The sequence below is a fragment of the Xylophilus sp. GW821-FHT01B05 genome, from assembly GCA_038961845.1.
Classification (GTDB): Bacteria; Pseudomonadota; Gammaproteobacteria; order Burkholderiales; family Burkholderiaceae_C; genus Xylophilus.
Window position 1 is genome coordinate 3421673 of record CP152408.1, and the last position, 19674, is coordinate 3441346.

Sequence of the window (19674 nt, forward strand, 5' to 3'; positions counted from 1 at the left end):
CCTACGCATGATCAGCGCGCCCCACAACCTGTCCGCCATGATCGCCGCCCTGCTGGCGGCCATGTGGGCGGTTTCGGCCGCCGCGCAACCCGGTACACCACCGCCCGCCAACCCGGTCGGTGGCATCCACCTATCAGGCAAGACCGCCGCAGCCAACCGCACACCGTCGAGGGCGGAGTTCTCCAGCCTCACCCACGGCCAGCGCCAGGCCCTGGCCCCGTTGGCGCCGCACTGGGGCGGCATGAGCGACACGCAGCGGCGCAAATGGATAGCCATTTCGCAAAACTTCGAATCCCTGTCGGAACCGGAGCAGATCCGCCTGCATGTGCGTATGAGCGAATGGGCAGCCCTGAGCAATCAACAGCGCGCCCAGGCCCGGCTCAACTTTGCCGAAACCAGCAAGCTCGCCCCTGACCAGAAAAAAGAGCGCTGGGAGGCCTACCAGGCACTGAGCGAGGAAGAACGTAAGAAGCTCGCCTCGGGCGGCGGCGCGCCACGCCCTGCAGGCGCTGCCGCAGCCATGCGCCCCAACCCGTCGCCGCGCCTGACCCACCTGCCTACGCCGCCCGCCGACAGCAAGCAGCCGCCCCCGCGGATCGGCGTATCGCCGACCCAGGTAGATCACAATACGCTCCTTCCGCAGCACCCTGCGGCGCAGCCAGCCCCGGCAGCGCCGGCTGCGGCACCTTGAGCGTCTTCACTGATCGATGAACCCTGAATTTGGGCAAAAAAGCCCTCTAGCCCAGGCCACGCCTGGGCTTTCAGCTACAAACCTGATAGCACCCTCGCTGCCGCGCCGCCTGGCCTGCTGGCTGTACGAGGGCATGCTGATGTTCGGCGTGGTGTTCATCGCCGGCTACCTGTTCGGCACCCTGAGCCAGACCCGCAATGCCATGGACAACCGCCATGCGTTGCAGGCCTTTCTCTTCGTGGTGTTTGGCATCTACTTCGTCTGGTTCTGGTCCAAGGGCCAGACGCTGGCCATGAAGACCTGGCATATCCGGCTGGTCGATGCCCAGGGTCGCCAGGTGACGCAGGCGCGGGCGCTGGGGCGTTATGTGTTGAGCTGGCTGTGGTTTCTGCCACCGCTGGTGGGTGCTGCCCTGGTGCATTTGAGCGCGCTCGAAACCGTGATCATCCTGCCGGCTTGGGTCGCGATCTGGGCCCTGCTGAGCCGCTTTCACCCACAGCGGCAGTTCTTGCACGACGCGCTGGCCGGCACCCGGCTGGTAAGCCACCACGCCCCTCCGAAGAAACGCTGACCATGGCCAACCCTGCTTTTTCCCTTTGCGTTTACTGCGGCTCGCGCCCCGGAAACGAGGCGATCTTTGCCGACACAGCCCGTGCCGTGGGCACCTGGATCGGCGCCAATGGCGGCCAATTGGTCTATGGCGGCGGCCACAACGGGCTGATGGGCATGGTGGCCGACGCCACGCAGGCCGCCGGCGGGCGCGTGGTGGGCGTGATCCCGCAGTCTTTGGTGGACAAGGAATTTGCCAACCGGCGCTGCGAAGAGCTTTACATCGTGCAGACCATGCACGAGCGCAAGGCCATGATGGCCGAGCGCGCCGATGCCTTCCTGGCGCTGCCGGGCGGGATTGGCACGTTCGAGGAGTTGTTTGAGGTGTGGACCTGGCGCCAGTTGGGCTACCACGCCAAGCCGATCGGGCTGCTGAATGCCGGTGGCTACTACGACAGCTTGCTGGGCTTCTTGCAGCAGAGCGTGGCGAGCGGCTTCATGAACGACTGGCAGATGGAGCTGCTGCAGACCGGCACCAGCACCGAAGCCCTGCTGCCGGGCCTGGTGCAGGCCGCCGCTGACCGTAGCGGCGACCGGATACCGCTGCGCAGCGTGATCTGAAGAGATTGGTGAGCTTGGCGGTTTAGACCGCCGACTCGTCCTCTTCCCCGGTGCGGATGCGCACCACGCGCTCTACGCCGGTGACGAAGATCTTGCCGTCGCCGATCTTGCCGGTGCGCGCGGCGTTGATGATGGCTTCCACGCAGCGGTCCACGTCCACCGTGTTGACCACCACCTCGACCTTGACCTTGGGCAGGAAGTCCACCACGTACTCGGCGCCGCGGTAGAGCTCGGTGTGGCCCTTCTGGCGGCCAAAGCCCTTGACCTCGGTGACGGTCAGGCCGGTGACGCCGCACTGGGCCAGTGCCTCGCGTACTTCCTCTAGCTTGAAGGGCTTGATGACGGCGGTGATCTGCTTCATGGATGTGTCCTGTTCTTGAGGGGGCTAAGCGAATTTGCTGGTGATAGGGTAACGCCAGTCCTTGCCGAAGCTGCGGTGCGTAACGCGAATACCCACCGGCGCCTGGCGCCGCTTGTATTCGTTGATCTTGATCAGGCGCGTGACCCGCTCGACGTCGGCGCGCGCAAAGCCGGCGGCAATGATCTGCTCGGCCGACTGGTCGTTCTCCATGTAGCGCTCAAGGATGGCGTCGAGCACTGGGTAGGCGGGCAGTGAATCCTCATCCTTCTGGTCGGGCCGCAACTCGGCGCTGGGCGGGCGGGTGATGATGCGATCAGGGATGGGCTCGCTGCCGGTGCCGTAGGGGTCATTCGCATTGCGCCAGCGCGCCAACGCAAACACCGTGGTCTTGGCCACGTCCTTGATGACGGCGAAGCCGCCGGCCATGTCGCCGTAGAGCGTGCAGTAGCCGGTGGCCATCTCGCTCTTGTTGCCGGTGGTGAGCACGATGCTGCCGAACTTGTTGGACAGCGCCATCAGCAGCGTGCCGCGGATGCGGGCCTGGATGTTTTCCTCGGTGGCGTCTTCTGCGCGGCCGGCGAACTCGGGCGCGAGCGCGGCCTTGAAGGCCTCGAACTGCGGCACGATGGAGATCTCGTCATAGCGCACGCCCAGGCGCGCCGCCATGTCGCGGGCGTCGATCCAGCTGATGTCCGCGGTATAGGGCGAGGGCATCATCACCGCGCGCACGCGGTCCTTGCCCAGGGCATCGACCGCTATCGCCAGCACCAGGGCCGAATCAATGCCGCCCGACAGCCCCAGCAGCACACCCGGGAAACCGTTCTTGCCGATGTAGTCGCGCACGCCCAGCACCAGGGCGTCCCACAGGTCGGCCTCGTGGCTGCGCTCGGGTGCGATGGCGGCTGCACTAGCTACTATTTCAATAGCGCCATGCCGGCGCTGTACTTGGACTTCAACCGCTTTTTCTTTGAAACTCTCAGCACGCACGGCCAGCGTGCCATCAGCCTGCACGGCGAAAGAGCCGCCGTCGAACACGACCTCGTCCTGGCCACCGACCAGGTGCCCGTAGACCAGCGGCAGGCCGACGTCGCGCGCGCGCTCGGCCATGCGGGTGATGCGCTCGCCCGACTTGCCGACGTGGAAGGGCGAAGCATTGGGCACCACCAGCAGCTCGGCACCGGCTGCCTTGGCCAAGCGCGCTGGCGTTTCGAACCAGGCGTCTTCGCAGATCAGCAGGCCGACCCGCACTCGCTCGCCGGGCGCGCCGGCCTCGAACACGCAAACGCCCTGCCCTGGCGTGAAGTAGCGGCGCTCATCAAAGACCTGGTAGTTGGGCAGTTCGCGCTTGGCGTAGCTGGCGATGACCTCGCCCTCGCGCAGCACGCTGGCGGTGTTGTGGCGCGACTGCACCGCTACCGAGCGGCTGCGTGTATCGCCGCCGGTGGGATGGCCGACGATGATGGCCATGTCCTTCAACCCCGCGGTCTCGCGGGCCACCGTTTTCACGGCATCATCGCAAGCATCAATGAAGGCAGGCCGCAGGAACAAGTCCTCGGCCGCATAGCCGCAGATCGACAGCTCGGGCGTCAGCAACAGGCGGGCGCCGGTGGCGTAGGCTGCATGCGCCGCGTCGACGATCTTGCGTGCATTGCCGGCCATGTCGCCGACCACGAAATTGAGCTGCGCGACACTGATGGTGAAAGACATACAACAGGTGAAAAAAGAGCTGGACGATTATGTCATCCGGGTCATCGGCTCCCCCTCGGAGATCGACCCCGCGGCCTGGGACGCTTTGCTGGCCGCCGAACGCCATCCCACGCCCTTCATGCGCCATGCCTACCTGCACGCGCTGGAGGCCAGCGGCAGCGCCGTACCCGCCACCGGCTGGACGCCAGCCTTCGTCACGCTGTGGCACGGCGATGCGCTGCTGGGCGCCTGCGCGCTGTACGCCAAGCCGCACTCCTATGGCGAATACGTGTTCGACTGGGCCTGGGCCAATGCCTACGCGCAGCACGGGCTGGACTACTACCCCAAGGCCGTCGTCGCCGTGCCCTTCACGCCCGTGCCCGGCGCGCGGCTGCTGGCGCGCGATGCCGATGCGCGCCGCCTGCTGGTGCAGGGACTGGTGGCGTGGTGTGAGGAGCAAGGCTTGTCGTCGCTGCACCTTTTGTTTGGGGCAGAGGAAGACATCGACGCCTGCCGTGCTGCGGGCCTGATGCTGCGCCATACGGTCCAATTCCATTGGACCAATGTTGAATACAAAAGCTTCGACGACTTCCTCGCCAGCCTTGCGCAAGAAAAGCGCAAGAAGATCCGCCAGGAACGGCGCAAGGTGGCCGAGGCCGGTGTCAGCTTTCGCTGGGCGCGCGGCCGGGACATCACGTCGGCCGACTGGGATTTCTTCTACCGCTGCTACGAGCGCACCTATCTCGAGCACGGCAATGCGCCCTACCTGAGCCGCGACTTCTTTCGCCGCATGGAGGCGGACATGCCCGAGCACTGGCTACAGTTTATCGCCGAGCGCGCGGGCCAGCCCATTGCTAGTAGTTTGATAGCTATAAGCCCAAGCGGTACCTGGGCTGAAGGCATATTTCATTCAAAAAACGTAGCCTACGGCCGCTACTGGGGCGCACTGGAACGGGTGGATTGCCTGCACTTCGAGGCCTGCTATTACCAGCCGCTGGCCTGGTGCATAGACCACGGCTTTGACCGCTTCGAGGGCGGCGCGCAGGGCGAGCACAAGATGGCGCGGGCACTGCTGCCGGTAGCCACTACCAGCGCGCACTGGCTGGCGCGGCCCGACTTCGCCGATGCGGTGGAGCGCTTTCTGGAGCGCGAGGGCGAAGGCGTGGCGCGCTACCTGGAAGACCTGGAGACGCGCTCGCCGTTCCGGCAGGCCTAGAAGGTTTCCCAGTCGTCGTCCGCACCCGCTGCAACGGCGGTTGCGGCAGCGGGCGGTTTGGCCGCAGGTGCTGCGGGCTTGGCCGCAGGTGCCGGGGCCGGGCTTTCGCTTGCGCTGGCACGCGGGGCAGGCAGCGTGGCCGAGGCCGGTGCGGCCGGCGCCTTGGCCACCACCTTCGGTGCTGGCGCAGCACGGGAGACTGCCGGCGCTGGCTGGGGCACTGCGCGTGCTGGCGGGGCCATGGCCACACTGCCACGCGCCAGTTGAAACACCGCCACGGCACGCACCAGCTCCTCGGCCTGCCCGCGCAGGCTGGCGGCCGCTGCAGCGCTTTCTTCCACCAGCGCAGCGTTTTGCTGCGTGGCCTGGTCCATCTGCGTGACGGCTTCACTCACCTGGCCGACACCGGCGCTTTGCTCGGCGCTGGCTGCGCTGATCTCACCCATGATGTCGGTGACGCGCCGGATGGCGGTGACGACTTCGGTCATGGTGGCGCCAGCCTTGTCGACCAAGGCCGTGCCCAGTTCCACCCGCTCTACGCTGGCGCTGATCAGGCCCTTGATCTCTTTGGCGGCATCAGCGCTGCGCTGGGCCAGGCTGCGGACTTCGGCGGCGACGACGGCAAAGCCGCGGCCTTGTTCGCCCGCCCGTGCAGCCTCCACCGCAGCGTTGAGCGCCAGGATATTGGTCTGGAAGGCAATGCCGTCGATGGTGCCGATGATGTCGGCGATGCGGCGTGAGCTGTCGTTGATGCCCTTCATGGTGTCGACCACCTCAGACACCACTTCACCGCCCTGGATGGCGACGGTGGAGGCGTTCAAGGCCAGTTGATTGGCCTGGCGCGCGTTGTCGGCGTTCTGGCGCACGGTCGAGCCCAGTTGCTCCATCGAGGCTGCGGTTTCTTCCAGGGCCGAAGCCTGCTGCTCGGTGCGGGCCGACAGGTCGTTGTTGCCTTGGGCGATCTGGGCGCTGGCGGTGGCCACGCTCTCCGCATTGGCGCGCACGCCACCCACCACCTTGGCCAGGCTGTCACGCATGTGGGCCAGGGCCTGCAGCAATTGGCTGACCTCGTCCTTGCCGCGCACATCAACGTCTACCGCCAGGTTGCCGGCGGCGATCTGCGCCGATGCGTCCATGGCCTTGCGCAGCGGCCGCGTGACCAGCCGGGTCATCCAGACCGACACAAAAATGCCAATGACGATGGCGGCCAACACGAAGCCCACCACGCCCAGGCGCACCGTGTCGTAGGCCTCCTCGGCATAGCTGCGGGAGCCGGCCGCGCCCTGGCTGTTGATCTGCGTGAGCCGGGCCATGGACTGCACGAAGGCCTCGAAGACCGTGCGCGTATCGCCGGCAAAGCGCCGCACCGCCTCGTCTACGCCCTCTTCGCCGCCGGCGCGGGCCAGTTGCACCACTTCGTCCAGCGACTTCAGGTAGGCATCGCGCCGTTGCAGGTATTCGCGGTAGGCGGTCTCTTCCTCGCCGGGCGTCACCAAGGGCTGGTAGATTGCCTCTGAATCCGCCAGCGCCTTGCGCTGGCCAGCCACTTCAGCCGCCAGGGCATTGCTCTGGTCCTGCGTGCGCGACATGACCAGCGTGCCTTCAGCCAAGCGCAGGCGGTTGGCATTGACACGCATGTTGCCCAGGGCCTCTACGCTCGGCAGCCAGTTGCCGGCGATCTCCACCACATTGCCATTGATCCGGGCCAAGGACGCCAGCGCAACCCCACCCAAACCCAGCACCAGCAGCACCATCAGGCCGAAAGCCACCGCCAGCTTCGACCCCATCTTCCAATCGGAAATTTTCATGCGCACCACGATCCGTAACAAAAAGAAGCATGGTACTGCGCCGCTCCGTGGGCCAACGAAGCGGCGCCGGCATGGCTCAGCTCTTGCGCGTGTTCTTGATGAAAGCCGCAATCTGCGCGGCAGCCATTTCCGGGTGCTGGTGGTGCGGGCGTGGCCGGCGCTCGCCCCGCACATGGCCACGTAGATCTGCGCAACGATGCCGCAAAGGGCCAACCACCGATCACGACGCCCTTCGCATCGGTCAGACCCTTGGTGTCCTTCACCCGCCGGTGGCAAGGGCGTGCCGGCGCGACATTTGAGTCGGGCGGCTTTCTGATGCGGCAGTCACGGCAATATTGGACTTGGACATCAGACTGTTCCAGCCAGGAGCTTTGGCTTTATTAACGTTTAATACTCGGGCTTTTCATTCCCCCAGAAGCATCAGCCCCGCGACTTCAAATGAAGCATGGGATGGTGCTCATAATGGCCCACGCCGTTCTTAATGATGGGGTCTTCTGATGTGAGCGCCGAGATATCCTGGTGATCTGCCACCTGGAAGAGCGACACACCGTAGCCGCCCGCAGGGTCCATCACGGGGCCATGGGCAACAATGAGGCCTTGATCCAGAAGCTCATTCAGATAAGCGCCATGCTGCTTCATCCACGCCTGCTCATCGGCAGACATGGTGGCCAAAAAGTCCGCACGTGGCGGGATAAACTTGCACAGGTAATACTTCATGATCAGCCCTTTATTAAAATATTGAAACGTTCAACCTTCAGGATCAAACCTTGGAAACTTTTCGCGGTAGCGCCTTGGCGGCTGTTTTTACGCTCTTCAGGATCGAGCCCTCAAACATTTTTGGTGCATAGCTCTGCAAAAAAAGAATCATGCCAGTCATCTTCCCCACCGGATTACTGAATTTTGGCTCTTTTGCATCCATCAGCGTGGTAATGGTGTTAACCACTGCATCGGGGGCCTCTGCTTCGTCAATGCCCTTTTGCGTGGCCGCATTTGCTTGCTCGCGATATGCATTGTAGTCAGCGATACGCCCGTTGCTTGCGGAGACGGCATGCTGGCCAAGATTGGTTTTAAACCAGACGGGCTCCACCATGCTGACCTTGATGTTGAATTGGTCCAGCTCGAAACGCAGCGACTTAAAGTAGCCTTGAACAGCGTGTTTTGAAGCGCTGTAATACGACAGGTTCGGCGGGCCGATCAATCCCACGATGGAGCTCACCGTGATGATTTGCCCCTGCTTTTGCGCCCGGAGATGTGGCAGCAAGGCGTTTGTCACCTTCACCGTGCCCCAGAAGTTGGTCTCAAACTGCTGCCGGCCCAGATCCATCGGGGTTTCTTCCGCCAGGCCGGTGACCATGTAGCCTGCATTGTTGACCAGCACGTCCAGCTGCTTGGTGTAGCCAAACAACTCATCGGTGAACGACCTGATGGAGCTGTCGTCATCAATATCCAGGCGCAGAAGCTTGAACGGAACCTTGCCTGCGTACTTGCCCGGCTCGCGGCTGGTACCAATCACATTAAATCCTTGCTGATGGAGCTTGTTGGCAAGCAACAGGCCAAAACCAGAAGATGCACCTGTAATCAAGACAGTCTTTTTCATTTAAACATCCTTAAAAATCAAGCCAAAAGATAGAGCCGAGCTGGACCTGTAAATTTGCAATCTTGATGCAGGCACAACTTTTAGAGTGCATTCATTCAAGAATATTCCGCAATTGGCCCTGCTATTTTTTTTCAATGCCCTGTATCGCAACTTTTCCCATTGCTCCAAAAATAAAAATGGTCGGCGATGGCATATCCACAGAGATCCATTGCGAATCAGCGTTTCTAAAATAGAGCTCTGCGATAGGCTGTACTTTGCGCGTGGAGCGCTTTTTTGGCACTCGCCAAATGCGCCAACGTAGCAGCCGAACGCGCCAAACTGAGCGCGTCGATTGGCGCCATTCGCCATTGCTGTGGCGTGATCCGCAACCTAAACTGGTCCCATGGACCCTAAAAATGACGCTCTACCGAGCCGCCGCCGAAGCGCGCCTTTGGACTATGCGGTGTGGCCGGGCTGGCGGGTATTGATGCAAGACGCCGGGATTGCAACCGCTCCCGTATTGCGCCGCGCACAATTACCAGGCGATTTGTTTGCGCGCCAAAACGTTCGCCTGGACTCTGCAAGCTTCTTCAATCTTTGGCAGGCCATCGACGCCGAGGCCGTATCCATTGACCCGAACCTGCCAGCGCCCTTGCGCATCGCGCAGGTGATGTCTTCTGACTGGTTCGATCCCGAGTTGTTTGCTGCACTGTGCAGCGCCAATATGGGCAGCGCCGTCGATCGAATAGCCAAGTATGTGAAGCTGATCGCGCCCATGCTGATCCGGGTTGATCGCACGGCCTCTCACACCACCGTCACCCTGGATTTCCTGGCTTCGACTGAGCCACCACCCAGCGTGTTCTTGGCTTTCAAGCTGGTTTTTTTTGTACAACTGGCGCGCTTGGCAACACGTAGCCACGTGCAACCGCTGCGAGTGGGTTGGCCCTCGCCGCCAAGCCTGGAGGCGGATGCGCTTCTGTACCAGTCCTTCTTCGGCACTCCGGTGACCCGCACGCCTTTAGCCACCTTGGTGTTTGCTGCGGCAGATGTCGAGCGCCCGTTCCTGACGGAGAACCACAAGATGTGGTTGTTCTTCGAGCCCTCTTTGCGCCAGCGGCTGGCCGACCTGGACCGGACGGCCGGCATGGTGGAGCGAGTGCGCAGCACGCTGCTGGAGAGCTTGCCGGCGGGCGAGGTCTCCATGCAGGCCGTCAGCCGAAAGCTGGCCGTCAGTACGCGCACGTTGCAGCGCAGGCTGCAAGACGAGGGAACCACGTTCCAGCAGACCCTCGACAGCTTGCGTGATTCGCTGGCGCATCACTACCTGCACAACACGGAAATGTCGAGCGCCGAGATCTCGTTCCTATTGGCCTTCGAGGATTCCAATTCCTTTGCCCGTGCGTTTCAGGCATGGACCGGAAAAACGCCGCAAACGGTGCGGTCTGAAAAGCGAGAGCTGCAAGGCAGCGTCCCAGGGCTGAGCTCAACAACGGCATGAAATGAAAAACCCGCCCAAAGGCGGGTTTGCGAGGCGCAGGAGCGGCTTATGCCGTCTTGCCGCCGCGGTAGTTGGCGATGCCGTCGGCAACTTCCTTCTTCGCCGCGTCCACACCTTCCCAGCCGGTGACCTTGACCCACTTGCCGGCTTCCAGGTCCTTGTAGTGCTCGAAGTTCAGGGCTCACTCCTCAGAGTGTTGAGCCTCCACAAAACCCGGGGCGATTCAGCCTTGGCGGTTCAGGCGGGATGAAAGAGATCACCGCGCTCTGCGCGCTCAATCAGCCACGGCGACGGCCGGTAGCGCTCGCCATGCCGTTCGGCTAGTTGCGCGCTCTGTTCAACGAAGGACCGCAGGCCCACGGTCTCGATGTACGACAGCACGCCGCCGGTCCACGCCGGATAGCCAATGCCGAGGATCGAGCCCACGTCCGCATCCGCCGGGTCAAGCACCACGCCCTCCTCGACGCAGCGCGCACCCTCCAATGCCTGGATGGTGAGGATGCGGCGCTTCAGATCCTCCACCGCGGGCTGTTGTGCCGCAGGCGGCCAATGCACGGCCAGTCCAGGCCAGAGGAACTTGCGACCACCCTCTGGGTATTCGTAGAAGCCAGCGCCCGCGGCCTTGCCCCTGCGGCCGAGCTGTTCGACCATCTTGCGCGTGGCGTCGATCGAAAGGCCCGGCTCATGCGGCGGCTGTACGCCGTCGGCCTGCCATTGCGCGTAGACCTTGAGCACGATGTCCAGCGACACCTCGTCCACGACCGCCAGCGGCCCCACCGGCATGCCGGCCTGCCGTGCGGCGTTCTCGATCAGTGCGGGCAGCACGCCCTCCTGCAGCATCGCGATTCCCTCTTTGACGAAAATTCCGAATACGCGGCTGGTGAAGAAGCCGCGGCTGTCGTTGACCACAATCGGTGTCTTGCGTAACTGCGCCGCCAGGTCCAGCGCCCGCGCCAGCGTGGTCTGGCTGGTCTTCTCCCCCATGATCAGCTCAATCAGCGGCATGCGCTCGACCGGCGAGAAGAAGTGGACGCCGATGAAGTCCGCCGGGCGATCAAACGCCTGCGCCAGGCCGGTGATCGGCAGCGTGGAGGTATTGCTGCCGAACACGGCCGGGGCGGACAGCACGGCGGCCGCACGGCGCGTCACGTCGGCCTTCACGTCACGGCTCTCGTACACGGCCTCAACGACGAAGTCACAGCCCACCAGATCGGCGTAGTCCTGCGTGGGCAGGATGCGGGCCAGCACGGCATCGGCTTTCTCGCGCGTACTCTTGCCGCGCTCGATCGCCTTGTCGAGTTGGCGCGCTGCATGCGCCTTGCCGCACTCGGCCCGAGCCAGGGTGCTGTCGAGCAGCACCACCCCAATGCCGACGCCCGCCGCCACGTGCGCGACGCCGGCGCCCATCATGCCGGCGCCCAGCACGCCCAGCTTGCGCACTGTGGATCGGGGCACGTCGGCGGGGCGATTCGCCAGCTTGTCCAGCCGCCCCTTGTTGACGAACATTGTGCGCATCAGGTTGCGCGTCACCGGGTCCCCCAGCAGACGTCCGAAATACTTGCGCTCCACGCGCAGCCCCACGTCCAGCGGCAACTGCGTGCCCTCGTAGACGCAGGACAGGATCGCCAGCGGCGCCGGCAGGTTGCGCTGGGTCTGCCCTGCCAGCAGCGTGGTGCCCGCGGTGAAGCTGCGGCTCGCATGTGGCGCGGTCGGCCCGGAGCCACCCGGCACGCGGAAGTCCTTGGCGTCCCAGGGTTGCACCGCGCTCGGCTGCGCCAGCAGCCAGCGGCGCGCGGCGTTGACGACCTCGCCTGGCGCCGCAAGGGCGTGGACCATGCCCAGCTTCAGCGCTTCAGCGGGGAGCACGTGACGCCCCGTGAGCAGCAAGCCGAGCGCTTTCTCGACCCCGATCAGGCGCGGCAGGCGCTGGGTGCCGCCGCCCGCGGGCAGCAGGCCGAGTCCCACCTCGGGCAGCCCGACCACCGCCTTGGGATGGTCGGCCAGCACGCGGTGGTGGCAGGCCAGCGCCAGCTCCAGCCCACCGCCCAGTGCCACGCCCTCCAGCGCGGCGGCGAACGGCTTACCGCAGGTCTCGAGGCGGCGGGTCAGCCGGCCGAAGTCCTCGCCGACCGCCGCGCATTGCGCCGGTGCAATCGGGCCTCGGTCAAACATTGCTAGCAAGCCCTTGATATCGGCGCCGGCGACGAAGCTACCCGGCTTGCCGGATGTCAGGATGGCCCCGCGGATGCCGGGCGACGAGGCCACCTGCTCCACGGCCTGGGCCAGGTCGGCGATCAGCTCCGGGGTCAGCACGTTCATCGGCCGGTCGGCCAAGTTGATCTCGATGAGCGCGACGCCGTCGTCGCCGCTGTGCAATTGAAGTGTGGTCATGGATTTATTCCAGGCGGATATCGGTTCGCGCATTTCAGACACGCTCGATGATGGTGGCGGTGGCCTGGCCCGCCGCTGCGCACAGGGTGATCAAACCGGTGCGCAGGCCGCGACGCTCCAGTTCGTCGAGCGCGGTGCCCACCAGCATCGCGCCGGTGGCTCCCAGTGGATGGCCAAGAGCGATGGAACCGCCGTTGACATTGACGCGCTCGTGCGGAGCGCCCGTGGCGCGCATGTAGCGCAGCACCACTGCGGCGAAGGCCTCGTTGACCTCGAACAGGTCGATATCGCCGATGGCCATGCCGGCGCGGCGCAGCGCCTTCTCGGTCGCCGCAGCCGGGCCGTCGAGCATCAGGGTGGGCTCGCTTCCGATGGCGGCACAGGCCCGCACCCGGGCGCGCGGCCGCAGGCCGGCCTTGCGGCCGAACTCGGCGGAACCGACCAGCACGGCGGAGGCGCCGTCGACCACGCCGCTGGAGGTGCCGGCCGTATGCAGATGCCGCACCGCCTCAAGTTGCGGATAGCGCTGCAGCGCCACCGAGTCGAAGCCGCCTTGCTCGCCGACGGTGTCGAAAGCGGGCTTGAGCGCGGCCATGCTGGCCGGTGTAGCGTCAGGGCGCGGGTGCTCGTCGCGGGCCAGCACGACCTCGCGGATCACGTCGCGCACCGGCACTAGCGCCCGGTCAAAGCGCCCCTCGGCCACGGCCGCCGCGCAACGGCGCTGGCTCTCCAGGCCATAGGCATCAAGCTGCTCGCGCGTATAGCCGTCCAGCGTGGCCAACAGATCAGCCGACACGCCGGTCGGCGTGAAATACGACTGCCAGATCACCTGTGGATCGCTGATCCAGGCCCCGCCCCCGGAGAGCGGGGCCACGCGCGACATGGACTCCACGCCGCCGGCAACGATGGCATCGGCCTGGCCGGCCGCGACCTGCGCCGCGGCGAGGTTCACGGCATCCAGGCCAGAGCCGCAGAAGCGGTCGATCTGGATGCCGGGAACATGCTGCCCGTAACCCGCCACCAACGCCGCCAGCCGTGCGATGTCCGCACCCTGCTCGCTGTAGGCGTTGGTGCAACCCAGTATCACGTCGTCGATCAGCACTGTGTCGAGCCCATGCCGATCGCGCAGGGCGGCGAGCACCTGGGCCGCCAGTTGCACAGGCGTTATTTCATGCAGGGCGCCGTCGCCGCGCCCTCTTCCGCGCGGCGTGCGCAGGTGGTCATAGATGTAGGCGGTATCCATGGATCTCTTTTCCGTTCTTCATGTAGTGGGCATCCAGGATGGTCTCCGGATGCGGAGTCTCGCTGCCGGGTTCAGTCTGCACACGTCGGCCGAGGTCCCAGGAGGAGTCTGCGCGGCAGAAGGAATTGAGGATGGTCACAAAATTTCGACTTCTCAGAATCGCGCAGGAGCCACGAACGGGAAGCTGGCAAGGGGTCAAGCACCCCTGAAACCGCCGAAATTTTCAGTTTGCCGCTTCTGCCCCGCCGACTCCTAGTCGGGGTCTTGCGTGTAGTCGGCCTTGGTGGCGCCGCACTCGGGGCAGCACCAGTCTTCGGGCACGTCGGCCCAGCGCGTGCCAGGCGCCACGCCGGCATCAGGATCGCCCAGCGCCTCGTCGTACACGTGGCTGCAGAATCCGCAGCGCCATCGGCTCATGCTGGACTCCTCCTCGTGCCCGGCACCACCACCGGATGGATGGCCAGGCCATACTGCACGGCCAAGTCGCGCTGGCGCAGCTCCGGCTCGATCAAGGCCCAGATGCGCGAATGGTTGTAGGGCGGCGCTGAGGGATAGAGGTGGTGCAGCAGATGGTAGTTATGGAATTGCAGCAGCGGGCCGAGCCAGCGCTCACCGCCCAGGCGCATCGAAGTCGCCAGGGTCAGGTTCTGTTCCGACGAGACATCGTGCTTGACATGGGGCAGCCAGAAGAACACGCAGCCAAACAGCATCATCGTCACCCGCGAGGGAATCAGCCAGAGCAGCAGGACCTCCATCCCGTAGCCCATCCACACCAGCACACCGATGACGGCCAGCAGCACCGCCAGCGCGGCGAAGGTGGTGCGCAGCTGACGCTTGCCGATGGCATCGCCCTTGCGCGGAATGAAGATCAGGTAGCCTAGGTCGAAGCTCATCCAGCGCAGCGGCAGGGTCCACCAGCGTCCATGAATCCACTCGTCGGGATCCTTCGCGCCATTGGTATGGCGATGATGCTGCATGTGCGCCCAGCGGAACATGCCCAGGGTGCCGTGCGGCGCGATCATCAGCAGCCCGATCCGGCCAATCCAGTCGTTGAGCCTCGGATTGGAAGAAATGGCACGGTGGGTCGCATCATGAATCACGCCGAATAGCGGGTACATGAACAGCACATTGAGGACACAGGCCACGCTAAGGGCGAGCACGCCATGCATTGTGAGGACATCGCTGAGCACGATGCCGACGAGGGCGACCGCCCACATCCAGAATGTCGGCCATGCGAGCAACGGCGGCAGTGTCAAGGCGCGCAGGCGCGCCGCCTTTTCGAGGGGCACTGCCAGGGGCTTTGCGTCGGGATGAAGAGCTGCGGGCATGGAGAATCTCCTGAAAATTGATGGAAGATGAAACGATGAAAAACGGGGCAAAAGCGCGATGCACTGTCAGCCGGGAGCAGCGCGCATCAGTGCAGCGGTGCGTTCTGCCACCATCACCGTGCAGGCATGGGTGTTGCCGCCGATGGCATCCGGGATGACCGAGGCGTCTGCAACGCGCAGGCCATGCACGCCATGTACGCGCAGTTCCGCATCGACGACGGCTTGGTCGTTGCTGCCCATCCGGCAGGTGCCGATCGGGTGGTAGATGGTGTCGGCGCCGGCCCGGATCGCCGCGCGCACTTCGTTGTCGCTACGCGGCACGCGCCGGTCCAGCGGCCGCAGGCCGTGGCTGGCCAGTGCCGGTTGCGCAAGGATCTGTTCGACCTGCCGGTAGCCCGCCAGCAGGGTCTCGAGGTCGTCTGGATGGTCGAGGAAGCGGGGATCGATGCGGGGTGCGGCCAGTGGATCGGCGCTGGCCAACTCCACCGTGCCGCGCGACTTCGGGCGCAAGCAGCAGGTGTGCACCGACAAGCCGTGGCCGAGCCTCAGCTTGCGTCCGTGCTCCTCGAGAATTGCCACCACGAAATGCAGCTGTACATCAGGCTCGGGCAACTCGGGTCGGGTCTTCAGGAAGACGCCAGCCTCCGCTGCGTTGGTCGCGAACATACCGCGCCGCGCGCTGCGCCAACGGCGCCAATGGCCCGCCATGCGCCACAGGCCGCCCGCCGAAAACCCCAAGAGATCCGGATCGTCGCAACGACGCACGAGCACATGGTCAACGTGGTCCTGCAGATTGCGGCCGACGCCCGGCAAGTGGCGCTGCACGGCGATGCCCCAGCGCCCGAGTGTCTCTCCATCGCCGATGCCCGAGAGCATCAGCAACTGCGGGGACTGGAACACACCAGCGGCCAACACCACCTCGCGCCGGGCCCGCACGGTGTGCAGCGCGCCATCGCGCCGGTACTCCACGCCGACCGCGCGCCCCTGCTCGATGAGCACGCGCGTGGCGTGCGCATGGGTTCTGACTTCCAGATTTCCACGCACGCCACGGTGCGGATCGAGAAATGCGCGCGCCGCCGAGCAGCGCTCGCCGTCGATCTGGTTGAGTTGAAAGCGGCACACGCCTTCCTGATCGGCGCCGTTGGGGTCGGGGTTGAAGCGGTGGCCCGCCTGCTGCGCCGCCTCGAGGAAGTGCCGCGTGAACGGGTTGTCGCTGCGCTGCTCCGACACGGGCAGGGGTCCGTCCTGCCCATGGAAGGGCGCACCGAACGTCTCATTGCGCTCGCTGAGCCGGAAGAACGGCAGTACCTCCTCGTAGCTCCAGCCGGGATTGCCTTGCGCTGCCCAGCGGTCGTAGTCGTTGCGGTGCCCGCGCACATAGACCATGGCGTTGATTGCGGACGAGCCGCCGAGGCCGCGGCCCCGCGGCTCGTAGCTGCGCCTCCCGCCCAGCCCGGGTTGGGGCACGGTCTCGAATCCCCAGTTGTGGGCATTGGCTCGCGGCACCAACGCCGAGATACCCAGCGGTATGCGGTGCATCCATGTGTTGCCTTCGCCCCCGGCTTCCAGCAGCAAGACGCTGTGGCGGGCATCCTCGCTCAGGCGCGATGCCAAGGTCGCGCCGCCCGATCCGCCGCCGATCACGATGTAGTCGAAGTTCTGCACGTCGTGTATCCGTTTCCGTTTTTTTGGCTGCCCAGCGTACGCAGCCGATCGGCAGTCCGCCCAGTACGAAAGTCGGGGCAAGGGAAAACACGCAGAGGTACCGTGCGCACATCGGCCACAACGGGAAAATCCTCAACGAACCCATACTTTCAAATGGGATACGCGCATCGGTCGCGAGTAAGCTCTCTGCGCGGTGACTCCCAAGAACATAGCGACAGGAGACCAGAGATGACATACGGCTCAGGCCACGCTTTGCCCACCGGCGCCTTGCCGTGGAACAAGTTCCACCCCCCGCTGTGTGAATTCGAGGCCATCATCCCGCCGGCGGCCGCAGGACTAGCGCGCGCAGCCACACTGCCCCGGTTGGCCTTGCTCTGTGCGCCCACTGGCTATGGCAAGACGGCCCTCATGGCTGGACTTTACAAACGCCACCTGCAGCGCGGCACGCGGTGTGCTTGGATCACGCTCGACGACCGCGACCGGGATCTGCGCCAGCTCGTGCGACTGATCGATCAGGTCATCGACCAGGCACTGGGCCCACAGGCATCCGGCGATGCGCCTGCGACGATGCCGTACGTCGATGGGCAAGCGGGCCTGCAGCAGCGGCTCCTCGGCCTGCAGGAGCCGCTGGCCCTGTTCATCGACAACCTGCACTACTGCACCGACGATTGCCTCGGCGAGTTGCTCGCCCCCCTGGTGTTCGAGGGCACCCGGCTGCTGCGTTGCGTTTTCTCCAGCGCGCACGAGTTGCCGCTCGACCTGGCACGCGCCAAGATGGAACTCAATGCGGTGCATCTGCAGATGGAGCACCTGATGTTCGACAGCCAGTGCAGCGCGCAATTGTTCGAGCAGGCATCGGTGGAGACCAGCCCCGAGCTGATCACGCGCAGCCAGGAACGTACCGAGGGCTGGCCCGCCGCCCTCCGCTTGCTCGCCGTTCTGTCGCAGCAACAAGGCAGCCTACGGGGCGCGTTGGCACAGTTCTCTGGGGAGAACATCGACATTGCCGATGTCCTCGCGCAACGCGTGCTGACCGGCTTCGAGCCCGAGGTCGTGACCTTTCTGCGTGAAATCGCATTGCTCCGCGAGTTCTCTGCGCCGCTGGCCCGGGAAGCCACCGGTTGTGAACAGGCTGCGCAATGGGTCGAGCTGCTGCGTTCGCGCAACGTGCTGCTCTTTCCCCTCGACCGCAACCGGCGCTGGTGGCGCCTGCACACACTGCTGCGCCAGTACCTGTTGGGCACAGGAGAAACCTCGATCACGACGGCGCGGCGCCAGGAGGTGCTGCAACACGCCGCGCGCTGGCATGCCGCTCATGGCGACATGACGCATGCCATCGACCTGGCGATCGATGCCGACGCACTGTTGATGGCACGCGCATGGCTGGACACGATCGCCCAACGCGTTGTGGCGGATCAAGGCCTGCTGGTACGGTTCGTGCAATGGGTGGAAGTGCTGAGTGCCGCCGGCTTTGCGCCATCGCACGAAGCCCAGGCTTGGCACATCTGGTCACTTTGCTTCACCCGACAGTCCGAGCGCGCCCTCCGGGCGCTCGATGCGTTCAGTCAGCATGGACTGGCGGGTGATGCCTCCTCCTCCGACATCGTCATGGAGCAACGGCTACGCCTGCAGCGCGCCGTCGCGCTCGCGCACACCGACGCCATGGCCGAATGCGTGATCGATGCCGAGCACTGGCTGGCGCAAGACAACGGCCGCGATGCCTACGGCACCTGCATCGCTCACGGCTCGGTCGGCATTGCCGAACTCGCGCGCGGCGCGCCGGTGGTGGCCTGGCGTCGCATCCTGCTGGCCAAAGGTGCAATCTCGCGCACAGAGAGCCCGTATGGCAGTGCCTGGGTCGAGACGGTTGCCGGCTGCATCCTGCTGGCCCGTGGCGAGCCACTCTACGCCGAGCGCCGGCTGGCTGCTGCACGGGCCGACTTCGGACAGACATTGGGCATGGATTCCGAGCTGATTCGCACGCTCGAGTTCGTGCACGCGCGTGCGCTGCTGGACCTGGGCCGCACGGAGGAAGCCCGCGTCAGCGCGCTACGCGGCCTGGTCTCGGCGGGCCGCCATGGCGTGACCGATTGCGTAGCGCCGGGCCTGTCAGTCTGCGTCGCCCTGGGCAAGCTGGAGGACGCCGAGCACACGAGCAAGCTCGATGCGGTGGCTCGGAACTACCCGCCGCGCCTGCAGCGCCTGCTCGATGCGTTTCGCGTGCGGCGCCTGCTGCGGCTGGAACTGCGAGATGCCGCGCGGGAACTGGCGCACACCGCTGGCCTGCTGGACCCGACCACACCTTCCACGGCCGATCCGGCGCCGCTCTGGGAAGACGACCAACTGCGCATGGCGCGCCTCGAACTGATGGCCACGAGCGGCCGTTCGGCTCATGTGCAGGAGAAGATCGCCACGCAGGTCCGACAGGCCAGGGCCGCTGGCCGGATGCGCGACCTAGTGGAGTGGCACCTACTGGCCGCGAGCATCCATGTCCGGGCCGGCGAGCAGCCACGCGCCGTGCGCCAGCTCGCGCTTGCCATCGCGCTTGCGGCGACACGGTGGCTACTGTGGCCATTCACCGAACATGCCCACGCCATCGACGCCATCCTCCTGCGCGCGCGCAACAAGGACTTCGGCTTCACGCAAACCGACGAGTTACAACTGCTTGAGCGACTGCGCCACACCGGGCAGGAAGACCGCCAGGCAGGCGCCGAGGTACCAGCCGTCGGACACCTGACCGCGCGCGAGCTGCAGATGATTGAGCTGCTGGGCCTCGGGCTGGACAACCAGCAGATCGCGGACCGCGCGGGCCTCTCGCTACCAACCGTGAAATGGCATCTGTACAACTGCTACGCCAAGCTTGGGGTCAAGACACGCATCGCCGCAGTCACACGGGCGCGCACAATCGGCGCCATCGTGTGATGCGGGGTCTTCGGCCAGGCCCGCATCGCGCGGGTTTCCCCTAGCGCACCGCCATACTTTCGAAGGGCCGATGCGTCGACGAGCTCGCTGAAGATCCACTCCCGGATCAATCACAAGAG

At 65.1% G+C, this 19674-nt stretch carries 17 protein-coding genes and 1 pseudogene; 7 read left to right on the forward strand and 11 right to left on the reverse strand.

Annotated features, from left to right (window positions below; genetic code table 11):
* Nucleotides 1-7 precede the first annotated feature (7 nt).
* From AAFF27_15940 to AAFF27_15950, 3 genes are read left to right on the forward strand one after another with little or no spacing between them, the layout of a single operon-like run.
* Nucleotides 8-691, forward strand: coding sequence for a DUF3106 domain-containing protein (locus AAFF27_15940; GenBank protein XAH21507.1), 684 nt, complete (start codon nt 8-10; stop codon nt 689-691).
* A gap of 16 nt (nt 692-707) precedes the next feature.
* Nucleotides 708-1262, forward strand: a complete 555-nt coding sequence (locus tag AAFF27_15945) for an RDD family protein (protein XAH21508.1) — start codon at nt 708-710, stop codon at nt 1260-1262.
* 2 nt (nt 1263-1264) lie between these two features.
* A complete protein-coding gene (locus AAFF27_15950; GenBank protein ID XAH21509.1) occupies nt 1265-1861 on the forward strand; it encodes a TIGR00730 family Rossman fold protein in 597 nt (198 codons plus the stop codon).
* A 22-nt stretch (nt 1862-1883) separates the two neighbouring features.
* On the opposite strand, the gene AAFF27_15955 is transcribed toward AAFF27_15950, so the two are convergent.
* Both AAFF27_15955 and AAFF27_15960 read right to left on the reverse strand, forming a co-directional pair.
* Nucleotides 1884-2222: a P-II family nitrogen regulator gene (locus tag AAFF27_15955; GenBank protein XAH21510.1), complete on the reverse strand. Its 339-nt coding sequence runs from the start codon at nt 2220-2222 to the stop codon at nt 1884-1886.
* A gap of 24 nt (nt 2223-2246) precedes the next feature.
* Nucleotides 2247-3929, reverse strand: a complete 1683-nt coding sequence (locus AAFF27_15960) for an NAD+ synthase (protein XAH21511.1) — start codon at nt 3927-3929, stop codon at nt 2247-2249.
* On the opposite strand from AAFF27_15960, the gene AAFF27_15965 reads away from it, so the two are divergent.
* On the forward strand, nt 3916-5124 hold the full coding sequence (locus AAFF27_15965) for a GNAT family N-acetyltransferase (GenBank protein ID XAH21512.1): 1209 nt from the start codon (nt 3916-3918) through the stop codon (nt 5122-5124). The two genes, AAFF27_15960 and AAFF27_15965, sit on opposite strands and share 14 nt — an antisense overlap.
* On the opposite strand, the gene AAFF27_15970 is transcribed toward AAFF27_15965, so the two are convergent.
* Nucleotides 5121-6932: a methyl-accepting chemotaxis protein gene (locus AAFF27_15970; protein XAH21513.1), complete on the reverse strand. Its 1812-nt coding sequence runs from the start codon at nt 6930-6932 to the stop codon at nt 5121-5123. The two genes, AAFF27_15965 and AAFF27_15970, sit on opposite strands and share 4 nt — an antisense overlap.
* Between AAFF27_15970 and AAFF27_15975 the strand changes: the two genes are divergently transcribed.
* On the forward strand, nt 6931-7116 hold the full coding sequence (locus tag AAFF27_15975; protein XAH21514.1) for a hypothetical protein: 186 nt from the start codon (nt 6931-6933) through the stop codon (nt 7114-7116). The two genes, AAFF27_15970 and AAFF27_15975, sit on opposite strands and share 2 nt — an antisense overlap.
* Nucleotides 7117-7352: 236 nt before the next feature.
* Here AAFF27_15975 and AAFF27_15980 read toward each other — a convergent pair whose 3' ends face one another.
* Complete coding sequence (locus AAFF27_15980; GenBank protein ID XAH21515.1) at nt 7353-7649, reverse strand: YciI family protein; 297 nt, start codon at nt 7647-7649, stop codon at nt 7353-7355.
* A gap of 43 nt (nt 7650-7692) precedes the next feature.
* On the reverse strand, nt 7693-8529 hold the full coding sequence (locus AAFF27_15985; protein ID XAH21516.1) for an SDR family NAD(P)-dependent oxidoreductase: 837 nt from the start codon (nt 8527-8529) through the stop codon (nt 7693-7695).
* 382 nt (nt 8530-8911) lie between these two features.
* Between AAFF27_15985 and AAFF27_15990 the strand changes: the two genes are divergently transcribed.
* On the forward strand, nt 8912-10006 hold the full coding sequence (locus AAFF27_15990; GenBank protein ID XAH21517.1) for an AraC family transcriptional regulator ligand-binding domain-containing protein: 1095 nt from the start codon (nt 8912-8914) through the stop codon (nt 10004-10006).
* A gap of 46 nt (nt 10007-10052) precedes the next feature.
* Here AAFF27_15990 and AAFF27_15995 read toward each other — a convergent pair.
* The 6 genes and pseudogenes from AAFF27_15995 to AAFF27_16020 form a co-directional block, all read right to left on the reverse strand.
* Nucleotides 10053-10178 (reverse strand): annotated as a pseudogene (locus tag AAFF27_15995) (inorganic diphosphatase).
* Between the two features lie 65 nt (nt 10179-10243).
* Nucleotides 10244-12397 (reverse strand): 3-hydroxyacyl-CoA dehydrogenase NAD-binding domain-containing protein, encoded by a 2154-nt coding sequence (locus tag AAFF27_16000; GenBank protein XAH21518.1) that lies wholly within the window; start codon nt 12395-12397, stop codon nt 10244-10246.
* 34 nt (nt 12398-12431) lie between these two features.
* Nucleotides 12432-13640, reverse strand: coding sequence for an acetyl-CoA C-acetyltransferase (locus AAFF27_16005; GenBank protein XAH21519.1), 1209 nt, complete (start codon nt 13638-13640; stop codon nt 12432-12434).
* Between the two features lie 252 nt (nt 13641-13892).
* On the reverse strand, nt 13893-14057 hold the full coding sequence (locus tag AAFF27_16010) for a rubredoxin (protein ID XAH21520.1): 165 nt from the start codon (nt 14055-14057) through the stop codon (nt 13893-13895).
* Nucleotides 14054-14968, reverse strand: coding sequence for a fatty acid desaturase (locus AAFF27_16015; protein ID XAH21521.1), 915 nt, complete (start codon nt 14966-14968; stop codon nt 14054-14056). Before AAFF27_16015 ends, AAFF27_16010 begins: the two co-directional genes overlap by 4 nt.
* 66 nt (nt 14969-15034) lie before the next feature.
* Nucleotides 15035-16633, reverse strand: coding sequence for a GMC family oxidoreductase N-terminal domain-containing protein (locus tag AAFF27_16020; protein XAH21522.1), 1599 nt, complete (start codon nt 16631-16633; stop codon nt 15035-15037).
* Nucleotides 16634-16861: 228 nt separating this feature from the next.
* Here AAFF27_16020 and AAFF27_16025 point away from each other — a divergent pair, with 228 nt between their 5' ends.
* Entirely contained in the window at nt 16862-19555 is a 2694-nt protein-coding gene (locus AAFF27_16025; protein XAH21523.1) for a LuxR C-terminal-related transcriptional regulator, read from the forward strand.
* Nucleotides 19556-19674: the final 119 nt, after the last annotated feature.